We start from the raw sequence: 18,151 nt of genomic DNA on the forward strand, positions 1-18,151 counted from the left end.
AATCGGTCGAAATCGACCGGGAACTACTCAATAAGATCGCCGTAGCACGATATGCAGGCGGATGGCCGCAGTTTCTGCAGCTCCGCAACGGGATAAATACCTGTTGCGACGGCAATCACAGGCATGTTCAACGCACGCGCCGCAAGCACATCTGCCGGGGTATCGCCCACAAAGCAGACGCGTACATCGCTCCCAAGCCTGCGCCTCGCTTCCTCCAGGCCCCAGCGATAGATATCTTCCCGCAGCTCATTGCGATCGCTGAACGACCCTATGCTGAAGAACTCGCGAATCCCCGCAGCTTCCAGCTTGAGCCAGCCAATGCGCTCCACGTTGCCGGATACGATGCCGATCACCTTGCCGCTGCTCGCCAGAGTTTCCAGCAATGCCCGAGTGCCTGGGCACAACACCGGCCTCAGTTCACCGGCGTTCCGGTCCACGTAGCGAAACATATGTTCAAGTGCATCCAGCAGACCTGCGGAGAATTCCGCCTCCGTCGCACCATACGCGTTCAGCGCCGCGCGCAGGATTCCTATGTCGGTATTCCCGTGTACCGGTACGTTGTCAATCTTCAACTCACAGCCATACACATTCTGCAGCGCGCTGTGGAACGCATTGTAGTGCACCGCGTCATGGCTGTTCAGCAAAGTGCCGTCGATATCGAAGAGGTAGGCGTCGAAGTCCAGCAAGCGAAATTCCTGCTCCGAATGGGCCATCTTCTCGGGCGTATTCGCCTCGACAACGTGCGATTCGGAGTTGTCCGTGCTTCTCAGGTCAGAGGTCATCAGTCGCGAATCATGAGGCGTTCGATGGAAGTTGCGCGCCCAGTCGCTTCGTCGCAGTCGATCAGCACGGCGCAGAGTCGTACGTCGCCGGTCGCCGGTTCGAAGCGGGACGGCAGGCTTGTCAGAAACTTTTGCAGAATCAGTTCCTTCTGCACGCCGATCACGCCATCGTACGGGCCCGTCATGCCAACATCCGTCTGTACCGCGGTACCGTTAGGAAGCACGCGCTCGTCCGCCGTCGGCACGTGCGTATGCGTGCCAACTACGGCAGTCACGCGACCGTCCAGGTACCAGCCCAATGCCACCTTCTCAGAAGTCGCCTCGGCGTGCATATCTACAAAAACGATTTTGGCCGACACGCGCGCGAGCAAGTCGTCCGCCACGCGAAAAGGGTCGTCGATGGTCGTCATGAACACGCGCCCTTGCAAATTTATGACGGCGTACGGCACACCGGCGCGAGTCTTGCCTTCGTACAGCCCATGTCCGGGCGTGCCCGCGGGATAGTTTGCGGGACGCAGCACTCTCCTTGCCGGCGAGTAAGGACTCCCATTCGCGGAGTTCATGTACTCCATGATCTCGCGCTTATCCCAAACATGGTTGCCGGTCGTCAGTACGTCGATCCCGAGTTCAAACAGCTCTTCTGCGATCTGCGGTGTCACGCCGAAACCACCGGCGGCGTTCTCGGCGTTCGCGATCGTCAGGTCAACCTTGTGTTCGGCGACAAGACGTGGCACATGATCGTGCACGATACTGCGGCCCGGCCGTCCAAAGATGTCTCCTACGAAAAGTATCCGCACTAAAGGCAACTCCGTGCATTCGGAAGAATTCTCGAATGAAACCTTGATGTTATCACGCACTTCAGATGTTCAATGGAGCGGTCCAACAGGTGGGACTTGGCCCTCAAGTGAAAAATCGCCCCGCACAGGAGACTTATGTTCGAGACCAATGTTCGATGCTGGCTTGCGCGGCGACGCCGTTTTCTTCCTGAGCGGAGCAACGCAGTCGCGGGGTCGAAGAACCCCTACCATCAGCACCGAGTCAAAGGGAGCGTTCAACTCCGGTTGTAACTTTGGTTTAGAAAGACAATCGAAATCCGAGCGGCACAGCTTGAGAGTTCGGGAAGTTTCACTACTGCCGAACTTCTTGCCACAGTTCTGCCACTTTCAAAAAATCGTAATTGCCAGACGAACTCATCTCTATGTTGCGAAGCCGGCGCGTGTGCACCAGAACGTTGTCCAGATACCAAAGATTGATATATGGCTGGTCCTCGGCTATCAGTCGCTGCACTTCCGCATAGATCTGCTTGCGCGCCTGCTTCTCCAGCGTCGCCCGCCCCTGGTGGATCAGTTCGTCCACGCGCGGGTTTGCGTAGTAGCTACGATTCGCGCGCTTTGGCGGAGTGCTGGTGGACTCGAACACGTGCTCGTAGATGTCTGGATCCTCGTTGCCGCCGATCCAGCGCAGCGAATACAACTGGAATGAGCCTTTCACTACATCGGAGTAGAAGGTCGCGAACTCGAAGCTTCGAATGTCCAGCACGATTCCCACTGCGCGTAATTGCTGCTGCAATACTGCCGCCAGCAAGCGGGTGGATTCCTCCGTTGAGGTCTTCATCGTCAGGTGGAAGCGCACGCCACCGCGTTCCGGATACCCCGCCTCGTCCAACAACTTGCGCGCCTTCTCCGGATCGTAGTTGTACTTTGGCACATCATCCGTGTACGCCCAGTGTTGCGTCGGTAAGACACTTGCGGCCGGGCGCGCCATGTCGCGCCACAGATAGTGAATCATCGGTCGGCGGTCTACCGCGAACGCCAACGCCTGCCGCACGCGGCGATCCTGCAATATCGGGTCGCGAAGGTTCAGAGCCAGATAGGTGTAGATGGTCCCAGGCGAGCGCTGCACTACGAGGCCGTTGTCCTTCTCCAGGGTTAGTACCATGTCTGCCGTCAACGCGTTGATGGCGACGTCGGCGCTGCCTTTGCGCAACTCCAACGCGCGTGTCGTCGCATCCGGCACCACGATGAATCGCACGCGTTCAAGTTTCGTTTTAGTGCCCCAATAGTGAGGGTTGCGCTCGATCGTGACTTGCCGATCCTGCTCCATGCTCGCCAGCTTGAAGGGCCCTGTCCCGATGGGACTGCGCGTGATTTCATCGCCACTGCCGTTCGGCACGATTCCGATCGCGCCATCCGACAGGTTCCACGGCAGCGACGCATACGGTTCCTTCATATGGAAGACGATGGTCCAGTTATCAGGTGCATCCACGCGCTCGACGAATCGGTACGTGCTCGCCTTCGGCGTACGAATTTTACCGAGCAGAATCGAATCGAACGTCCATTTCACGTCTGCCGAAGTCATCTGCCGCCCATCGTGGAAGCGCACGTCGTGTCGCAAATGGAAGACGTAGGTCAGCGGGTCTGGGACTTCCCAGCGCTCCGCCAGCCAGGGTTCCACTTCGAACTTTTCGTTTCGATGGAGCAGCGCGTCGAACACGAGTTTGCCAATGCGTTCCGACTGGGCGTCGGTTCCCACGCGCGGATCGAGGTTCGTGGGACTGCTCTCGATGATCATCACCGCCGTGTTCGCCTCCGGCTTACGCGAACACGACGTAGCGAAGCACGCCGCGAGCAGCAACATCATGACAACCGAGGTTCGCGACCGGCGACTCGTGCCTCGCGCCCTATACATACGAAATCTTCCCCAGGATCGCCGGTCTGTTCGCGCCCGTGGCTGAGGGCACGTTTGACGGCCGCCGGTTCCATGTCTCGAATGCAAGCACCGCGAACGCCACAGCCTCTTTTGCCTCCGCCGGTAACCCGAGTTCGTCGGTGGACCGCAGCTTGAGTCCGCGCCGATGTAATTCTTCTCCGATCATCGACATCAGTGTCGGATTTTTCGCTCCGCCGCCGGAGACCAGGAAGTCGTGGAACTTGCGCTCACCGTCCGAGAGCACTCGCACCGCCTCGCCAATCGAGCGCGCGGTCAGCAACGTAGCCGTCGCGATAACGTCTTCTTTACGCGCCCGCCCGCAACGCTTCAGGAACAACTCCACATACTCGCGTCCAAACTGTTCGCGGCCAGCCGTCTTCGGTGCCCTGCGCCGGAAGAACGCATCGCGCAACGCCTCGCTCACCACCGTCTGAAGCGCCTGGCCCTTCGCGGCCACCTTGCCATCGCGATCGAAGCGCTTGTCGAAAAGCCTCTCCATGACTGCGTCAATCACCATGTTGCCGGGGCCGGTGTCGAAGGCAACAACGCTTTCCGCCGTGGCGCCCGCCGGAATGGCCGTAAGGTTCCCAATGCCGCCGATGTTCTGCACGATGCGTCCACGCGTTGCATTTCGGTACAGCAGGTAGTCGAGGAAGGGAACCAGGGGTGCGCCCTTGCCGCCGGCGGCCATGTCTGCAGGGCGGAAATCGCTGACCACCGGCACGCCGACACGCGCGGCCAGCACCGCGCCTTCCCCCGTCTGCCACGTCACGGCCAGCTTGCGTCCAAGGAAGCTCTCGGCTTCGCCCTGGTGATAGAGAGTCTGTCCGTGGCATCCCACCAGCTCGCACTTCGTTGCCGAGCGTCGCTGAGTCTCCAGCACGGCGTCCGCATAGAGTTCCGCGAGCAGGAAGTTCAATCGCGCGAGGTCCGCCACGCTCGCGGCCGTGGCGTTCATCATGGAGAGTACGGTCCGACGCACCGCGCCTGGGTAAGGGAACTCCTCGTGCGCCAGCAGTTCGAATCGCGTGCGGAAGCCGCTGCCCGCGAGGCGCACCAGCGCCACGTTGATGCCGTCCGCCGATGTTCCACTCATCACACCCGCAACAATCACGCTCGCCTCGTTCCCTAAACAGACCCCGCCATCGCGGTCATAGAAGCCAACCGCACCCGCTCAGTGAACTCCCAGTTCAGCCTGCGCAACTTGTCCACCATTGCCTGCGTCGGTACCGACACTGGCCTGTGCTTCAGTTCTGCTGATTTCTTTTTGAATGTAAGCACGCGTTTGGCCGCCGTCTCCACCAGCCTGGCGAACCGCTTGTCGCGCTCGGCCTCGCGGAGAACCGCATTGTATGTGCGCCAAACATGCTCATCGTTGCGGCATACCAGGAAGATATCGGCGCCGGCGCGTATCGTCTCCACCGCGGCGTTTTCGATCGAGGCCGCCGCCAGCACGCCGCCCATCTCCAGATCGTCCGAGATAACCAGCCCTTTGTAGCCGATCTTCTTGCGCAGAATCTCGGCGATCCACTTCTTCGAGATAGAAGCTGGAGTTGAATCCTTCGTTACCGCCGGATACGCCCCATGGGCAACCATCACGAACGGCAACTCTCGCCGCATCGTCCTGTACGGCACAAGGTCCTCGTCCCACAGCTTCTTCCACGACTTCTCGATCGAGGGCAGCTTGTGGTGCGTGTCCAGGTTGGCCTCCCCGAGCCCGGGGAAGTGCTTGCCGCAGCCCAGCACGTGCTCGTCCTTCAATCCCTTCAGGAACCCGCGCGCATACGCCACCGTATCGGTTGCGTTCGGGGAAGCCGTGCGTGACGTCATCACCGTCTTCGACGCCTCAAAGCCGAGGTCCACCACGGGAGCAAAGTCCACGTTGAAGCCGAGCAGGTGCACTTCCTTACCAATCAGTTGCCCATGCTTGCGAAACAGCCTCTTGTCGCCCGTGGCGAACACGTCGGCGACGGACGGCGCGGGTGCGATCACGTCTTTCAGGCGGTCTACGGTGCCGCCTTCCATGTCCACGCACAGGAGCATGGGCGTCGCGACCGACTTCTGGCACTCACGCAAAAGAGCGTGCGTCTGCGCCGGCGACTCGATGTTGCGCGAGAACAGGATGACCCCACCCGGCTGCATTGTTGCCAGCGTCGCCCGTAGCTTCGCGGACACCTCTGTACCATCAAAGCCAAAAGTAAGCAGTTGTCCGATTTGGGAGGGAATATCTTTGGGCATCGAGTTCACCTGTTAAGCATCAGCGCGATGCAGAAAATCTCGCTAAGAGTTTCTGCTGAGCGCAGCGAAGCATCTGCTCTCTGTAGCGAAATTGTTCGATTCTCGCCAACGATTCCAGCCAACAAGGAAACCGTAGAAGTTTCGCAATAATACGCACACGCAATCGATAGCAATAGCGGGGACGACGGATCGTTTCCCCCGTCCTTGTTACTTCACTACGAGTCAAGCCGTCTGCCCTAATCTAACTGTTTCTTCAGTTCGTGCAGCAGATTCAGCGCCTCCAGCGGCGTAAGCCGATTCAGATCGGCATCACGTATGCGATCCACAACCGTATTCGATAGCGGCGTAAAAATGGTTAACTGAGCCGCACGTGGCGTGCGCTCCTCTACGGCGGCAAGATGATGCGTCGCCTCGCGTTCGGCGTTCTCATGCTCGGCTAGCACCTCGCGCGCTCGCGCGATTACTTCCGCAGGCAAGCCCGCCAGCTTTGCCACTTCGATTCCGTAGCTCTTATCTGCAGCGCCCTTTTCCACCTTGCGCAGAAAGACGATTCCGCCGCCGCTCTCCTTCACCGATACGTGATAGTTCTTTACGCCTTTGAGCAGTTCTTCCAAGTCCGTCAGTTCGTGGTAATGCGTCGCGAACAGCGTCTTCGACCGCGTCCTCGCGTGTATAAACTCAATTGCAGCCCACGCAATTGCCAGTCCATCATAGGTCGCAGTGCCGCGTCCAATTTCATCCAGCAGGATCAGCGATTGCGGCGTGGCAGTATTCAGGATCGCCGCCGTCTCCGTCATCTCCACCATAAAGGTCGAACGCCCGCGCGCCAGATTGTCACTGGCGCCGATGCGCGTAAAAATGCGGTCCACTACGCTGAGCCGCGCCTGTCGCGCAGGCACGAACGAACCCATCTGCGCCATCAGCACGGTTAGCGCAGACTGCCGCAGGTAGGTGGATTTGCCTCCCATGTTCGGGCCAGTCAACACCATCACCGCGTGACTCGAGTTGTTCAGGTAAAGATCGTTCGGAACGAACCGGTCGTTGCTGCCCGTCAGCTCGGCTTGTTCGATGACCGGATGCCGACCGCCGGCAATTTCTATGTCGCCGCTTTCGTCGAACTTCGGGCGACAGTAGTTCCGCACCGCCGCCAAATTCGCCAGCGCTGCCAGGACATCAACTTCCGCCAGCGCCAAGGCCGTCTGCCGTACGCGCTTTGCCTGTGCCGTTATGCGCAGTCGCAGCTCGGCAAACAATCGCCGCTCCAGCTCGACGATCTTCTCCTGCGCGTCCAGCACCTTCGTTTCATATTCTTTAAGTTCGGGAGTTGTGAAACGCTCTGCGTTGACCAGCGTCTGCTTACGCTCGTAGTCCTGCGGGGCAAGGTGCGAATTCACCTTGCTTAACTCAATGTAGTAACCGAAGACGTTGTTGAACTTGACCTTCAACGAACCGATGCCGGTGCGCTCGCGCTCCCGCTGCTCAATCTGAGCGATGTATTGCTTGCCATTGCGGCTCAGGTTTCTCAGCTCATCGAGTTCGGCATCAACGCCGGAGCGAATTACTCCACCATCGGCCAGCGTCAGTGGAGGCTCCGCCTCGATCGTGCGCTCCATGTCTTCGCGCAAATCGACCAGCTCGTCCATCGCCGTGTGCAGCGCTTGCAGGCGTTCTGAATTGAGGCGCGATGCCGCCGTCCGAACTCGCGGCAGTTTCGCCAGCGATGCGGCCAGCGCGATCACATCTCTCGGATTCGCCGTTTCGAGAGTTACGCGGCTCAACAGTCGCTCGATGTCCAGAATGCCGTCCATCGCGCGGCGCAGTTCTTCGCGCGCGATCGTGTCCTTCACCCCGGCTTCCACCGCGTCCAGCCTGCGCTCGATCTCGGGGCGTTCGATGGACGGCCGCAGTATCCATGACCTCAGCAGCCGCTTGCCCATCGGCGTTACCGTGCAATCGATTGCCCGGAATAACGTTATGTTGTCGCCGGCGCCCGCGAACAGTGGCTCAACCAGCTCCAGGTTCCGAACTGTCACTGCGTCCAGCACCAGGCAGCTTTGCCGTTCGTAGAACCCAATGCGATCCACGTGGTCGAGCGAACCACGCTGCGTGCTGCGTACATAGTGCAGAATCGCTCCCGCAGCAATCGCCGCCGCCGGACGTCCAGCTAGGCCGAACCCCTCCAGCGACAACACTCCGAAATGGTTTTCAACCAGCGGAATCGCGTAGTCAGCCGCGAAGATCCAATCTTCGAGCGGCGTCTCCGCCCAGCGAACGCCCGAGGTCAATTCCGGCGCGGCCAATATCGGTGCAGCCGCCGCCTGCGCTACTCCAGTGAGTTGCGGAGCCTTACGCAGCACTTCAAAGAGCGGCAGGGAACTGGCAAACAACAACTCCCTTGCCCTGAGCGTTTGCAACTCTTCCACCGCGCGCCGATCCGCATCGTCACCGGTGAACTCGGTTGCACAAAATTCTCCGGTCGAAAGATCCAGCGCGGCGAAACCAACCGCTGTGCCCTTACGCGCCACGGCGGCTAGAAAGTTGTTTTCCTCCGACCCGGCCTGCGAGTCCAGCGCCGTCCCTGGCGTCATTACGCGCGTCACTTCCCGACGCACCAGTTTCTTCGTGAGCTTTGGGTCTTCCACCTGGTCGCAGATGGCGACCTTGTAGCCCTTGCGAATTAGCTTTGCGACGTAGTTTTCTGCCGCGTGGTAAGGAACGCCGCACATGGGCACGGCTACGCCCGAGTCCTTACTGCGTGAAGTCAGCGTTATTTGCAATTCACGGGCGGCAACAACAGCATCCTCGAGGAAAAGCTCGTAGAAATCCCCCACCCTGAAGAAGAGCAGCGCGGTCGGATGTTCTCGCTTGATCTGCGCGTGCTGGCGCATCAATGGCGTGGTGGGTTCAGTCATTAGGTCAAAAAACTATTTGCGGATGGGCGCCAGTATAACAAACGAGGCCGCCCCAAAGTTCAGGAACTCGGCCCTCCAACTCTACTTTCGCTGCATTGCAGGTCGCCTGCCCGCCAGGTTCCCGACGGTTGACTCTTCTGCCCCGGCGGTGTTTACCTTGGAATCGTATGGAACTGCGTAAAGATCCCATCACGCGTTCATGGATCGTCTCCGGCGATGATGCCGAGCCCGGGTTGCGCAACGAGCCCTTCTGCCGTTATTGCCCGGAGTCGCCTCAGCAAGCGCAAATTATCTCTTCCATGCCATCGGTGGATGGCGGTTCCTGGTCGGCGCGTGCCGTCGTTCATCCCGCTCCACTGTATAGAGTCGAGGGCGATCCGCAGCGTCGTGGCGAGGGCCTCTACGACAAGATGCGTCCTGTTGGCGCTCACGAAGTTCTGGTTGAGAATCCGCGCCACGATCGCCATCTTTGGTTGGCCTCGGACGAGGAGATCGAACAATTCCTGATCTTATGCGCGCAGCGAATCCAGGACCTCAAGCGCGATCATCGCTTCAAGTACGTAAGCGTGTTTAAGGACTACGGCCCGCTCTCCGGGCAGGAATTCGATCACCCTACATCTCAGATCGTCGCCAGCACCTTCGTACCGCGCCGTGTGCTCTACGAACTACGCGCCGCACGCGATCACTACCAGCAGAAGGAACGCTGCGTATTTTGCGACATCCTGGATCAGGAATTGCAGGATCGCCGGCGCATTATCGAAGTACGTGGCGATTACGTGGCGAGTTGTCCCTATGCCCCTCGCGTGCCATACGAGACCTGGATCATGCCGAAGAACCACGAAGCATATTTTGAGCGAGGAACGCTGGCGCGTCCCGGAATCCTGCGTGACTGCGCGGTTCTTCTGAAGCGCTCGCTGAATCGCATTCGCTCATTGGCAGACAGCTTCCACCTCGTCCTACATACCTCGCCGAACACGACGCACCGCTCCAATGTCCTGAATTACTGGCGCAGCATCGACGAGGATTATCACTGGCATATTGAAATCATGCCGCTGCTCGGTCGCAAAGAAAAGTCTTACAGCTTTAAGGAGGTGTACTTCAGCGACATCTCACCAGAATCCGCAGCTTCGCGATTGCGGGAAGCCCCCGTTGAACAGCTCGGCATATCCACGTAGCTGGGCCGGCAGCCAAAAGGGAAGCGCCGCACGTTTCCGCGCGGCGCCTGCGAGCTGCGGGTGCGATGCCTGTTTGTACTAAGCAGCCTTGCTATATACGTCCGAGCCGTGCTGCTTCACCATCTTGTTGTAAACGCCAAGAATCAGGAATGCCGGCGCCCATTGCCCGACGAAAAGCGACCATTCGTTCCGGCCCATAGCCTTCAGAACCGCGGAAGCAGCCATGGAACTGATGGCTGCTGCCAGGTAACCTGACGACGGAATCTTCGATGTCTGTGACTCGATTGCACCGGTAAAGCGGTCTTCGGATTCTCCTCGATACACCTTTGTGTCCATGTCGCGCATGATTCAATTCCTTTCGGTTGAGGGTTTCTGTCATTAGGAGGAATGGTTCATAGCTAGGATGCCTCCCCGCGCGCTTCGGAGACTGCTGGCCCGCTCTCGCTGTCGATTAATTCCACGCTGCTGGCCTCGAACTGCCCTGAAACAACAATGCCGGAAGTGTTCGGCGCAGGCGCGACCCATTACAATTGGGCTCATGGCAGTGCGCCGTCTCAAGAGCTACACCGGGCAGACTGGATACGTGTACCAGTACTATTTTGTGGGAAGCCGTCCGTCCCGCAATTCCGCCGTTGCTGGAACCGAGTACATCTTCGACGTAACGGCTGACCGCAAGACGATGTTCGCCGTCACAGTCGCGATTCGTCGAGAATCCCTGGAAGGCTGGGCGTTAACTCACGGACGACAGCTCTCGGGGACTGAGCAGTACGCCTCGGCCAAGATGCGGCTTTTTCAGGCCTTCGACAATGTCGAGAAGATGATGGAAGACGGCCGGCATCTTCAGGTGGACTCCGGCAACATCGAAGAGCTTCTCGCGCCTCTGGAACTTGACGGATAAAGGCAGACGAATGCGACGGTGACTCATTTCTCGCCGTGCGCAGAACGTTCACTTGGGCGCCTTGCGAGGGAGACACGAGTACTGCTTTGCCCGGGGGATGTGACGCACGTCACACCCATACGTGACTGACACACTAAACCAGCTCTGGTGCGACTGTATAATCGAATTTCAAGCTGGGATTACGGAATTTCAGTGCGCGCCCGGTTTCGCAACGAACGCATTTATGCCTCTATTCTGGCTCAGGATTGCGACTGTCTTCTACGGCATCGGCCTCCTTTATGCGGTCTTGCTGTTAAGCAAGAAAGGCGATTGGCTGTCGCGCATCGCCGTTCCCGCAGTCGGCCTTGGCATGGTCTTCCATTTCGTTTCCCTTGCGGAAACAGCCATTCTCTACGGTTACCAGGACCTGCTCACTATCCGCCACGCCGAATCCGCCCTGGCATGGCTCATCGTCGTCATCTTCATGGTGGTGTATGCGCGGTTTCGCACCAGTTCGCCCGGACTTTTCATATTTCCGCTGGCCTTTTTGCTTACCTTCGGGTCGGCGTTCGCCCAGCGTCCGGTTGAATTCAGCTCGCCCATGTTGCGTAGCGGATGGATTCTGGCGCACGTCTGCATGCTGCTGATAGGTTATGCGTCCCTGTTCCTGAGCTTCGTAGCAAGCCTGTTGTACTTGTTGCAGGCGCACAGTCTAAAGTCCAAGCAGCCCATCGGACTGTTGAGCCGTATGCCTGCCTTGCAGGTCATCGACGACCTCGGATATCGTGCGCTGCTGCTCGGGTTCCCGTTCATGACGCTGGGCCTCGTCGCAGGGTCCGTCGTGGCGCAGAGTCGATTTGGCGTTTCGTATTTCAGCGATCCCAAAGTGCTGCTCTCCCTGATCATGTGGGGCGTGTACGTGGTACTGCTGTACACACGCTGGAATTCCGGTTGGCGAGGGCGCAAGGCTGCCTATCTCGCCACCTTTGCCTTCATCGCTGCCGTGTGTGCCTGGGCCGCCAATTACCTAAGCAGCGTGCATAGGTTCGTTGCTCCATGAACTTCTTCGTCATCGGCGTGAACCACAAGACGGCGCCAGTCGGGGTACGCGAACGTTTCGCTATTCCCGAAGCCCGGCTTTCCGAGGCAACACGCCAGCTCGCCGAGTATCCCGGCATCGAAGAAGCGCTGATCGTCTCCACCTGCAACCGAGTGGAGATGATTGCCCGCTCCAAGAACGGCGATTGCGACCTTCGCGACTTCCTTCGAAAATACTACCGGTTCGAGTCGAACGAATTCGAAAAGCACCTGTACGAGCACAAGGGACTCGCAGCCATACGCCACGTGTTCCGCGTCGCCTCAAGCCTTGATTCCATGGTCGTAGGCGAGCCGCAGATTCTTGGCCAGGTGAAGGAGGCCTACGCCGTAGCACGTGCGGTGGGCAGCGTAGACTCCCAGCTCGACGCGCTTATGACGCGAGCCTTTGCCGTCGCCAAGAAAGTTCGCAACGAAACTGCGGTGGCCAGTAACTCCGTCTCCGTCGCTTCCGTAGCCGTGGAACTTGCGCAGAAGATCTTTGGGAGCCTGGCTGGGAAGAGCGTGTATCTGGTGGGCGCAGGGAAGATGCAGGAGCTTGCCGCACGCCATCTGATCGCCCACGGAGCAGGGAAGATCTACGTTGCCAATCGCACCTATGAACGCTCGGTAGCCCTGGCAGGCAAGTTTGAGGGCGAAGCCATCCCGTTTGAACGGCTCTACGACTCGGTCGACCGCGCCGACATCATCATCAGCTCCACTGGCGCTCCGCACGCCATCTTTCGCAAGGAACACGGCGAGCGCTTTCTTCAGAAGCGCAGGAACAGGCCGATGTTTTTCATCGATATGGCTGTTCCGCGCGACATCGATCCCGGGCTCAACGATCTCGATGGCATCTTCGTTTACGATATGGACGACCTGCAGCAGGTCGTTTCCTCGCATCTCGGCGATCGACGCCGCGAAGCCGCACGTGCCGAAGATCTCGTCGAGGTTGAAGTCGTCAAGTTCCGGCAGCGCCTGCAAACGCTCGACGTGGTGCCGACGATCGTGTCGCTCCAGGAGCACCTTGAAACCGTGCGTCAGGCGGAGATTGATCGCGTTCGTGGAAGACTTGGCACACTCTCGCCCGAGCAGGAAATCGCCATCGAGGCGCTAACGCGCGGCATCATCAACAAGATCATGCACACGCCGATCACAACATTGAAGTCGGCGGCGCGCGATCCGGAAGCCACCACGGTCATTGACCTGGTGCGTCGCATCTTCAACCTGCGCGACGTGCGCAAGGCTGAGGCCGACGCCGCTTCTGGGGCTCAAGCATCACCCGCGCCCATTGGCGCAAGCGCACCCGACGAGACAGGCTCGTGTGTCACCGAAAAGAAGTCGCACGGGTAACTTAAGGATTGCTTTCAGAATGGCCCTTCTTCGCATCGGATCCCGCGGCTCGCAACTAGCTCTCTGGCAAGCCAACCACATTTCCGCACTTCTTCGCGAGCATGGACACCAGGTTGAACTGGAGATCATCAAGACCACGGGCGATAAGATTACAGACGTCGCGCTCGCGAAAGTCGGCACCAAGGGCATGTTTACAAAAGAGATTGAGGAAGCACTCGCCGAAGGCCGCGTCGATCTCGCCGTTCACAGCTTGAAAGATCTTCCGACCGCGCTGCCTCCGGGTTTCGAAATCGCTGCCATTACGACGCGAGAAAATCCGCGCGACGCATTCCTCTCAGTCAAGTACGGGAGTTTGGAAGAACTGCCCAAAGGAGCGCGCGTCGGAACCAGCAGCCTTCGCCGACAGGCTCAACTCATGAAGGTGCGTCCCGACCTCGATATATTCCCGCTGCGCGGTAATGTAGATACTCGCGTACGGAAGCTTGAAGAGGGCGAGTACGACGCAATTATCCTCGCCGCTGCCGGCCTCTTCCGTCTCGACAAAACGCAACTTGTTCGCCAGGTTATCCGGCCGGAAGTTATGTGCCCGGCCGCCGGTCAGGGCGCGCTCGGCATAGAAATTCGCCTCGGCGACACCGTCATGCGCGACCACCTGAAGTTTCTTGATGATGCGGTTGCCCGCGCAACAACCACTGCAGAACGCGCGCTGCTGAATAAGCTTGGCGGTGGATGCCAGGTGCCCATCGGCGCTCATGCCATCATGGTGAATGGCATACTCACGCTCGTTGGCGTTTGCGCACGGCCAGACGGCACCACGGTTTTACGCGAGGTTCAGACGGGAACCGACGCAGTCGCACTCGGCGAGCGTGTGGGCGATACGCTGCTCGGCCGCGGCGCCGACCAGATTCTGCGTGAAGTCTACGGGGAAGCTGCCGTCGCCGTACCTCAACAGCCGTAGCGTTCGCTGTCCAGGCAAATCACAAATGCCAAGTTCCGCAACCACAACTCGAAAGGCCCCAACCGCACAGCCTCTCTCTGGCTGGCGCATCGTCGTTTCACGCGCAAAGAAACAGGCGAGCGCGCTTACGGACCTTCTTCGCGCAGAAGGTGCCGACGTCACAGAAATCCCTTTCATTGAAATCCGAGCACCGCGCTCGTTGAAGCCGCTGAACGATGCATTGAAGGTTCTTTCCGAATACGACTGGCTCATACTCACCAGCGTTAACGGCGTGGATGCGTTGGTCGAACGCATGCAGAAGCTCAATGTTTCAATGCGCGAACTTGCCCATCTACGGATTGCGGCCATTGGGCCTGCAACCAGGGCTGCCATTGAAAAGCACGGGCTTCGCGTCGCAGTCACTCCAAAAGAATATGTTGCCGAAGCTGTCGTCGATGCACTCGCGGAGAAAGTGAAAGGAAAGCGCGTGCTGCTTTGCCGCGCGAAAGTTGCTCGCGATGTCATCCCTCGCGAACTCCGCCGCGCCGGCGCATACCTCGATGTGGTGGAAGCCTACGAGACCGTTATTCCCAGTTCCTCACGCACGCGCCTCCGCGCAACACTTGCGGACCCGAAGCGGCGCCCTCATGTCATGACATTCAGCAGTTCTTCAACCGTGCGCAATTACGTTGCACTGCTCGGTATACGCTCCGGCCAGTCGAAACTAATTCGCGGCCTCTACAACGCGTCCATCGGCCCCGTCACTTCCGACACACTCCGCGAATACGGTCTCGCCGTCGATGTCCAGGCCGAGGCGTATACGATTCCAGGCCTGGTCGAAGGCATCGTGAAGCTCGCGCAATCCAACCCGTTCAATTCGGCCCCGAATAAAGCCAAAAAGTAAGGCGCACTTGAAAGCGCGCCTCATATTTAGCTGTAGCCCAGCGTATCAAAAAGCCACGGAACACCCGCATCCCGGGCTCGGAACATGTGACTTCAAGAAGTCCGACACACGCTTGTAAGCGTCAATCTGGTTCTCGACGCGGGCAAAGCCGTGGCCCTCATTCTCGTAGATTTTCAACTGAGCCACGCCTCCGCGCTTTTTCACCGCATCTGCCACCTGCTGCGCTTCGGTCTTGGGACACCGCGGATCGTTCCCGCCGGCCAGCAGCAGCAGCGGAGCCTTGATCTTTTCTACGAAGAAAATCGGTGAACGGTCTTCCCACAAGGCCTTGTTCTTAACCGGATCTCCCATGAATTTGCGGTCATATTCCTGCAATGCCGGGTCTTCGTTCTCGAACTCCGTAAACCAGTTCACGAAGGGCACGATGGGCACACTCGCCGCCCACAGTTCCGGAAACTTCGTCACTGCCATCATCGAGAGATATCCGCCATAGCTACCGCCCATCACGATCAGCTTCTTCGGATCGATGAATCCGGAGTTCTTAATGAACTCCGCCGCATCCACCACGTCCTGCAGTTCGCCGCCGCCCGCGTCCATCCGGTTCGCCTCGATGAAGTCTTTGCCATACCCGGTCGATCCGCGATAGTTCGGTGCGATTACCACGTATCCCTGGTTCACCATGTACTGCACGATGCGATTGAAGCCGTTCATCGACTGCGCGGTCGGTCCGCCGTGTATGTACACGATCGCCGGGTACTTCGCGTTGCGAATGATGTTGTTGGGAACGTACGCCCAAGCCGAGAGCGTCCACTTCCCATCCTTGCTCGGGTAGTGAACCAGGTACGGCTCCACCATGTCCTCGGAGCGCAGACCGGCGACCATGGCATGAGTTACTTGGAGCGATGTGCGAGGCGCCATATCGTACACCCATACGTCATTCGGAGAGTCCGCTCCATTATGGTAGTAGAGCAGTCGCGAGCCGTCCTTTGTGAACGCCGACTCGGCACCGCCCAGGGAGTTCACGCCCTTCTTGATGGGCAGCGCCTCAGTCTTTTTTGTGGCGACGTCGTAAACGAAGATGTCGACGTTTCCGTCTACGTTCGCCGTCCACGTGGCCAGCTTGCCGTCTGGTGAAAACCCACCCGCCTCGATTTCCCACTTGTCCCGCGTCAGCCAAGCGATCTGCTTCGATGCGACGTCGAGCATTCCTACATTGTCGTAATCGTTCGCAGCGTCAGACGTAATCAGCAGTTGCTTCGCATCCGGAGACCAATCCGCCACATGGTAGTTGTGCTCGCCGGTGTGCGGCGTTACGTTTTCCAGCTTGCCGGTCGCGACCTCGGCGACATAGATGTTCGAGTCCTTACCGTCAGCGCGACTCTGGTTGAAGGCGATCCATTTGCCATCCTTCGACCAGATCGGATTCGAGTTCGACCACTCGCGCGGTGTGTCTTTCGTGAGATGGACAGTCCGGCGGGTCTCCACGTCGATGATGTCCACCTCGGCGACGGGTGAGGTCTTCGGCTTCGTCGTGTAAACCAGGCGCTTTCCATCCGGCGACCACGCGGGGCTTTCTTCTGCCGTCTGTCGCGATGTCGTCAGGTTGACGACATCGCCGTTCATCGGCGAGACCACAAAGATTTCCCACATCTCATCGCCGTCGTAGTCGCTCATGTAGGCGATCCAGCGGCCATCAGGCGACCACGCAGGAGACATCTGGCGCTGATCGCTGATCGTCAACTGCGTGGGCCACCCGCCGGCGCCGGGGACCGTCCACACATTGCTTCGCCCGCTCATGTTGGAAACGAAGGCAATCTGCTTGCCGTCGGGCGACCAGGCAGTACCCCCGATGGCCCGCGTCATGTACAGCTTCTCGATCAAGAAGCCCTGCAGGTCGGGCTTGTTCTTGCTTTCGAGCTTTTTAGGATCGGTGACCGCCTGCGGGGCAGGGAGCGTTTGCGACATCATCGACGAACTCATAAGTACCAAAATAACAAACAGTCGCACCACGCCGCTTCTGAAACAAAGACGGAACATGTCCTCGTATCTCCTATTGGAATTCCCACAGCATACCCCACGCTTTCGCGCACGCCAACTCGCTTCGGACCCGTACGTTTGGGCAGTTGCGAATGGTTACTTAGGTGGGTACTGACGGGTGCCGAAATTTTGTCTTGTCGTGATAGCCTTCGTGTGCCTCCCTCAGGGGCTTCCGATAACAGGTTCCGCTTAGTCAGTGCAAGCTCGCGAATATGCGTGCTCTGGAGGTGGCAGGTGGCAACTCGACTTTCACGTCTGTCCGAAATCAACAAAGAGTGGTGGATCGTGCTTTCGCTCCTGTTGATTTCGGCACTGTTGAATACCTTCGGCGCATTCAACCAGATGCTGCTGTTTCTATATGTACTGCCAACGCTGTTCTCGGCCTATTTCATGGGACGCCGCCATGCGACGCTGACGGCCTGCGCCAGCGTTTTCATCGTTGTCGGTGGCATCTTCATTCGCGATACGCTGATGGGCGGCTACAGCCGAATGCCTCTTCCGATAGACGCCTGGTCGCGGATCACCATTTGGGGCGGCCTGTTGGTCGTGTTTGCCTATGCGACGGGAAGCCTGTTTCGCGAGATGCACGAGATGTATCGCGGATTCATTCAGCTTCTGCGCTACTTCCTCACACGTGACGCCGCTTCGCATGATCATCTTCGGCGTGTCGCCTATTACACCGGCGTCATCGCCGAAGAGTTGGGACTCAATCGCGAGCAGATTGAGGATGCGCGTGGCGCGGGCGCTGTTGAGCGATCTTCGTTCTTTCAACCTGAACGAGGACATGCTGCGCAAGGTTGCGCGCCTCAGCGCATCTGCCGAGGAAGATGGTATTCGCCGCTCATCCAGTCACGATTCGGAAGACTTCGCCCAGTTAAGACGGGTGTTGCCGATCGCCTTGCGTCCGGCAGGAGCAGCGAGCGCGCTCCCAATAGAGGCCCAGGTGCTTGCCGTTGCCGAGGAATTCGACTTGCTGACGCACGATGTAGACCGGCGTTCCGCACTCTCACCTGCGGTCGCCAGGACCTTGATCGCACGCGGTGCAGGGGCGAAATTCGAACCCGCCGTGGTGGACGCCTTTCTCACGGTCTTCGACGCCGGAAAGATCGTCTCTTTGCAGAAGGCGGCGCAGGACTAGGGCTTTCAGACAAGC

The 18,151-nt window shown here is 58.8% G+C and carries 16 protein-coding genes; 7 read left to right on the forward strand and 9 right to left on the reverse strand.

The annotated features are described in order from the left end of the window. Nucleotides 1–23: 23 nt before the first annotated feature. The 6 genes from VN622_15070 to mutS form a co-directional block, all read right to left on the reverse strand. Nucleotides 24–782, reverse strand: coding sequence for an HAD family hydrolase (locus VN622_15070; protein ID HWR37183.1), 759 nt, complete (start codon nt 780–782; stop codon nt 24–26). Further along, a complete protein-coding gene (locus VN622_15075) occupies nt 782–1,579 on the reverse strand; it encodes a TIGR00282 family metallophosphoesterase (GenBank protein HWR37184.1) in 798 nt (265 codons plus the stop codon). Before VN622_15075 ends, VN622_15070 begins: the two co-directional genes overlap by 1 nt. Nucleotides 1,580–1,910: 331 nt before the next feature. Next, the gene (locus tag VN622_15080) at nt 1,911–3,470 is read right to left on the reverse strand and encodes an ABC transporter substrate-binding protein (protein HWR37185.1); all 1,560 of its coding nucleotides are present in this window, start codon (nt 3,468–3,470) and stop codon (nt 1,911–1,913) included. Beyond that, on the reverse strand, nt 3,463–4,605 hold the full coding sequence (locus VN622_15085) for an anhydro-N-acetylmuramic acid kinase (GenBank protein ID HWR37186.1): 1,143 nt from the start codon (nt 4,603–4,605) through the stop codon (nt 3,463–3,465). Before VN622_15085 ends, VN622_15080 begins: the two co-directional genes overlap by 8 nt. A gap of 14 nt (nt 4,606–4,619) precedes the next feature. Beyond that, nucleotides 4,620–5,729, reverse strand: coding sequence for a beta-N-acetylhexosaminidase (gene nagZ, locus VN622_15090; GenBank protein ID HWR37187.1), 1,110 nt, complete (start codon nt 5,727–5,729; stop codon nt 4,620–4,622). Between the two features lie 236 nt (nt 5,730–5,965). Next, complete coding sequence (gene mutS / locus VN622_15095) at nt 5,966–8,641, reverse strand: DNA mismatch repair protein MutS (protein HWR37188.1); 2,676 nt, start codon at nt 8,639–8,641, stop codon at nt 5,966–5,968. 167 nt (nt 8,642–8,808) lie between these two features. On the opposite strand from mutS, the gene VN622_15100 reads away from it, so the two are divergent. Beyond that, complete coding sequence (locus VN622_15100) at nt 8,809–9,816, forward strand: DUF4931 domain-containing protein (protein ID HWR37189.1); 1,008 nt, start codon at nt 8,809–8,811, stop codon at nt 9,814–9,816. A gap of 78 nt (nt 9,817–9,894) precedes the next feature. Here the strand turns inward: VN622_15100 and VN622_15105 are convergent, their stop codons facing one another. After that, nucleotides 9,895–10,161, reverse strand: a complete 267-nt coding sequence (locus VN622_15105; GenBank protein ID HWR37190.1) for a hypothetical protein — start codon at nt 10,159–10,161, stop codon at nt 9,895–9,897. A gap of 193 nt (nt 10,162–10,354) precedes the next feature. On the opposite strand from VN622_15105, the gene VN622_15110 reads away from it, so the two are divergent. The 5 genes from VN622_15110 to VN622_15130 all read left to right on the forward strand — a co-directional run bounded on the left by VN622_15110 (nt 10,355) and on the right by VN622_15130 (nt 14,961). Beyond that, nucleotides 10,355–10,714, forward strand: a complete 360-nt coding sequence (locus tag VN622_15110; GenBank protein HWR37191.1) for a hypothetical protein — start codon at nt 10,355–10,357, stop codon at nt 10,712–10,714. A gap of 223 nt (nt 10,715–10,937) precedes the next feature. Next, the gene (gene ccsA, locus VN622_15115) at nt 10,938–11,753 is read left to right on the forward strand and encodes a cytochrome c biogenesis protein CcsA (GenBank protein HWR37192.1); all 816 of its coding nucleotides are present in this window, start codon (nt 10,938–10,940) and stop codon (nt 11,751–11,753) included. After that, nucleotides 11,750–13,120 (forward strand): glutamyl-tRNA reductase, encoded by a 1,371-nt coding sequence (hemA, locus tag VN622_15120; protein HWR37193.1) that lies wholly within the window; start codon nt 11,750–11,752, stop codon nt 13,118–13,120. The genes ccsA and hemA overlap by 4 nt, the downstream gene beginning before the upstream one ends. A gap of 19 nt (nt 13,121–13,139) precedes the next feature. Then, entirely contained in the window at nt 13,140–14,078 is a 939-nt protein-coding gene (gene hemC / locus VN622_15125) for a hydroxymethylbilane synthase (protein ID HWR37194.1), read from the forward strand. Nucleotides 14,079–14,103: 25 nt separating this feature from the next. Beyond that, nucleotides 14,104–14,961, forward strand: coding sequence for a uroporphyrinogen-III synthase (locus VN622_15130; GenBank protein ID HWR37195.1), 858 nt, complete (start codon nt 14,104–14,106; stop codon nt 14,959–14,961). 45 nt (nt 14,962–15,006) lie between these two features. Here the strand turns inward: VN622_15130 and VN622_15135 are convergent, their stop codons facing one another. Both VN622_15135 and VN622_15140 read right to left on the reverse strand, forming a co-directional pair. Beyond that, the gene (locus VN622_15135; protein ID HWR37196.1) at nt 15,007–16,998 is read right to left on the reverse strand and encodes a S9 family peptidase; all 1,992 of its coding nucleotides are present in this window, start codon (nt 16,996–16,998) and stop codon (nt 15,007–15,009) included. A 354-nt stretch (nt 16,999–17,352) separates the two neighbouring features. Then, complete coding sequence (locus tag VN622_15140) at nt 17,353–17,769, reverse strand: hypothetical protein (protein HWR37197.1); 417 nt, start codon at nt 17,767–17,769, stop codon at nt 17,353–17,355. Between the two features lie 13 nt (nt 17,770–17,782). Between VN622_15140 and VN622_15145 the strand changes: the two genes are divergently transcribed. Then, nucleotides 17,783–18,136 (forward strand): hypothetical protein, encoded by a 354-nt coding sequence (locus VN622_15145; protein HWR37198.1) that lies wholly within the window; start codon nt 17,783–17,785, stop codon nt 18,134–18,136. Nucleotides 18,137–18,151 lie beyond the last annotated feature (15 nt).

The sequence above is a fragment of the Clostridia bacterium genome, from assembly GCA_035561135.1.
Lineage (GTDB): Bacteria > Acidobacteriota > Terriglobia > Terriglobales > Acidobacteriaceae > DATMYA01.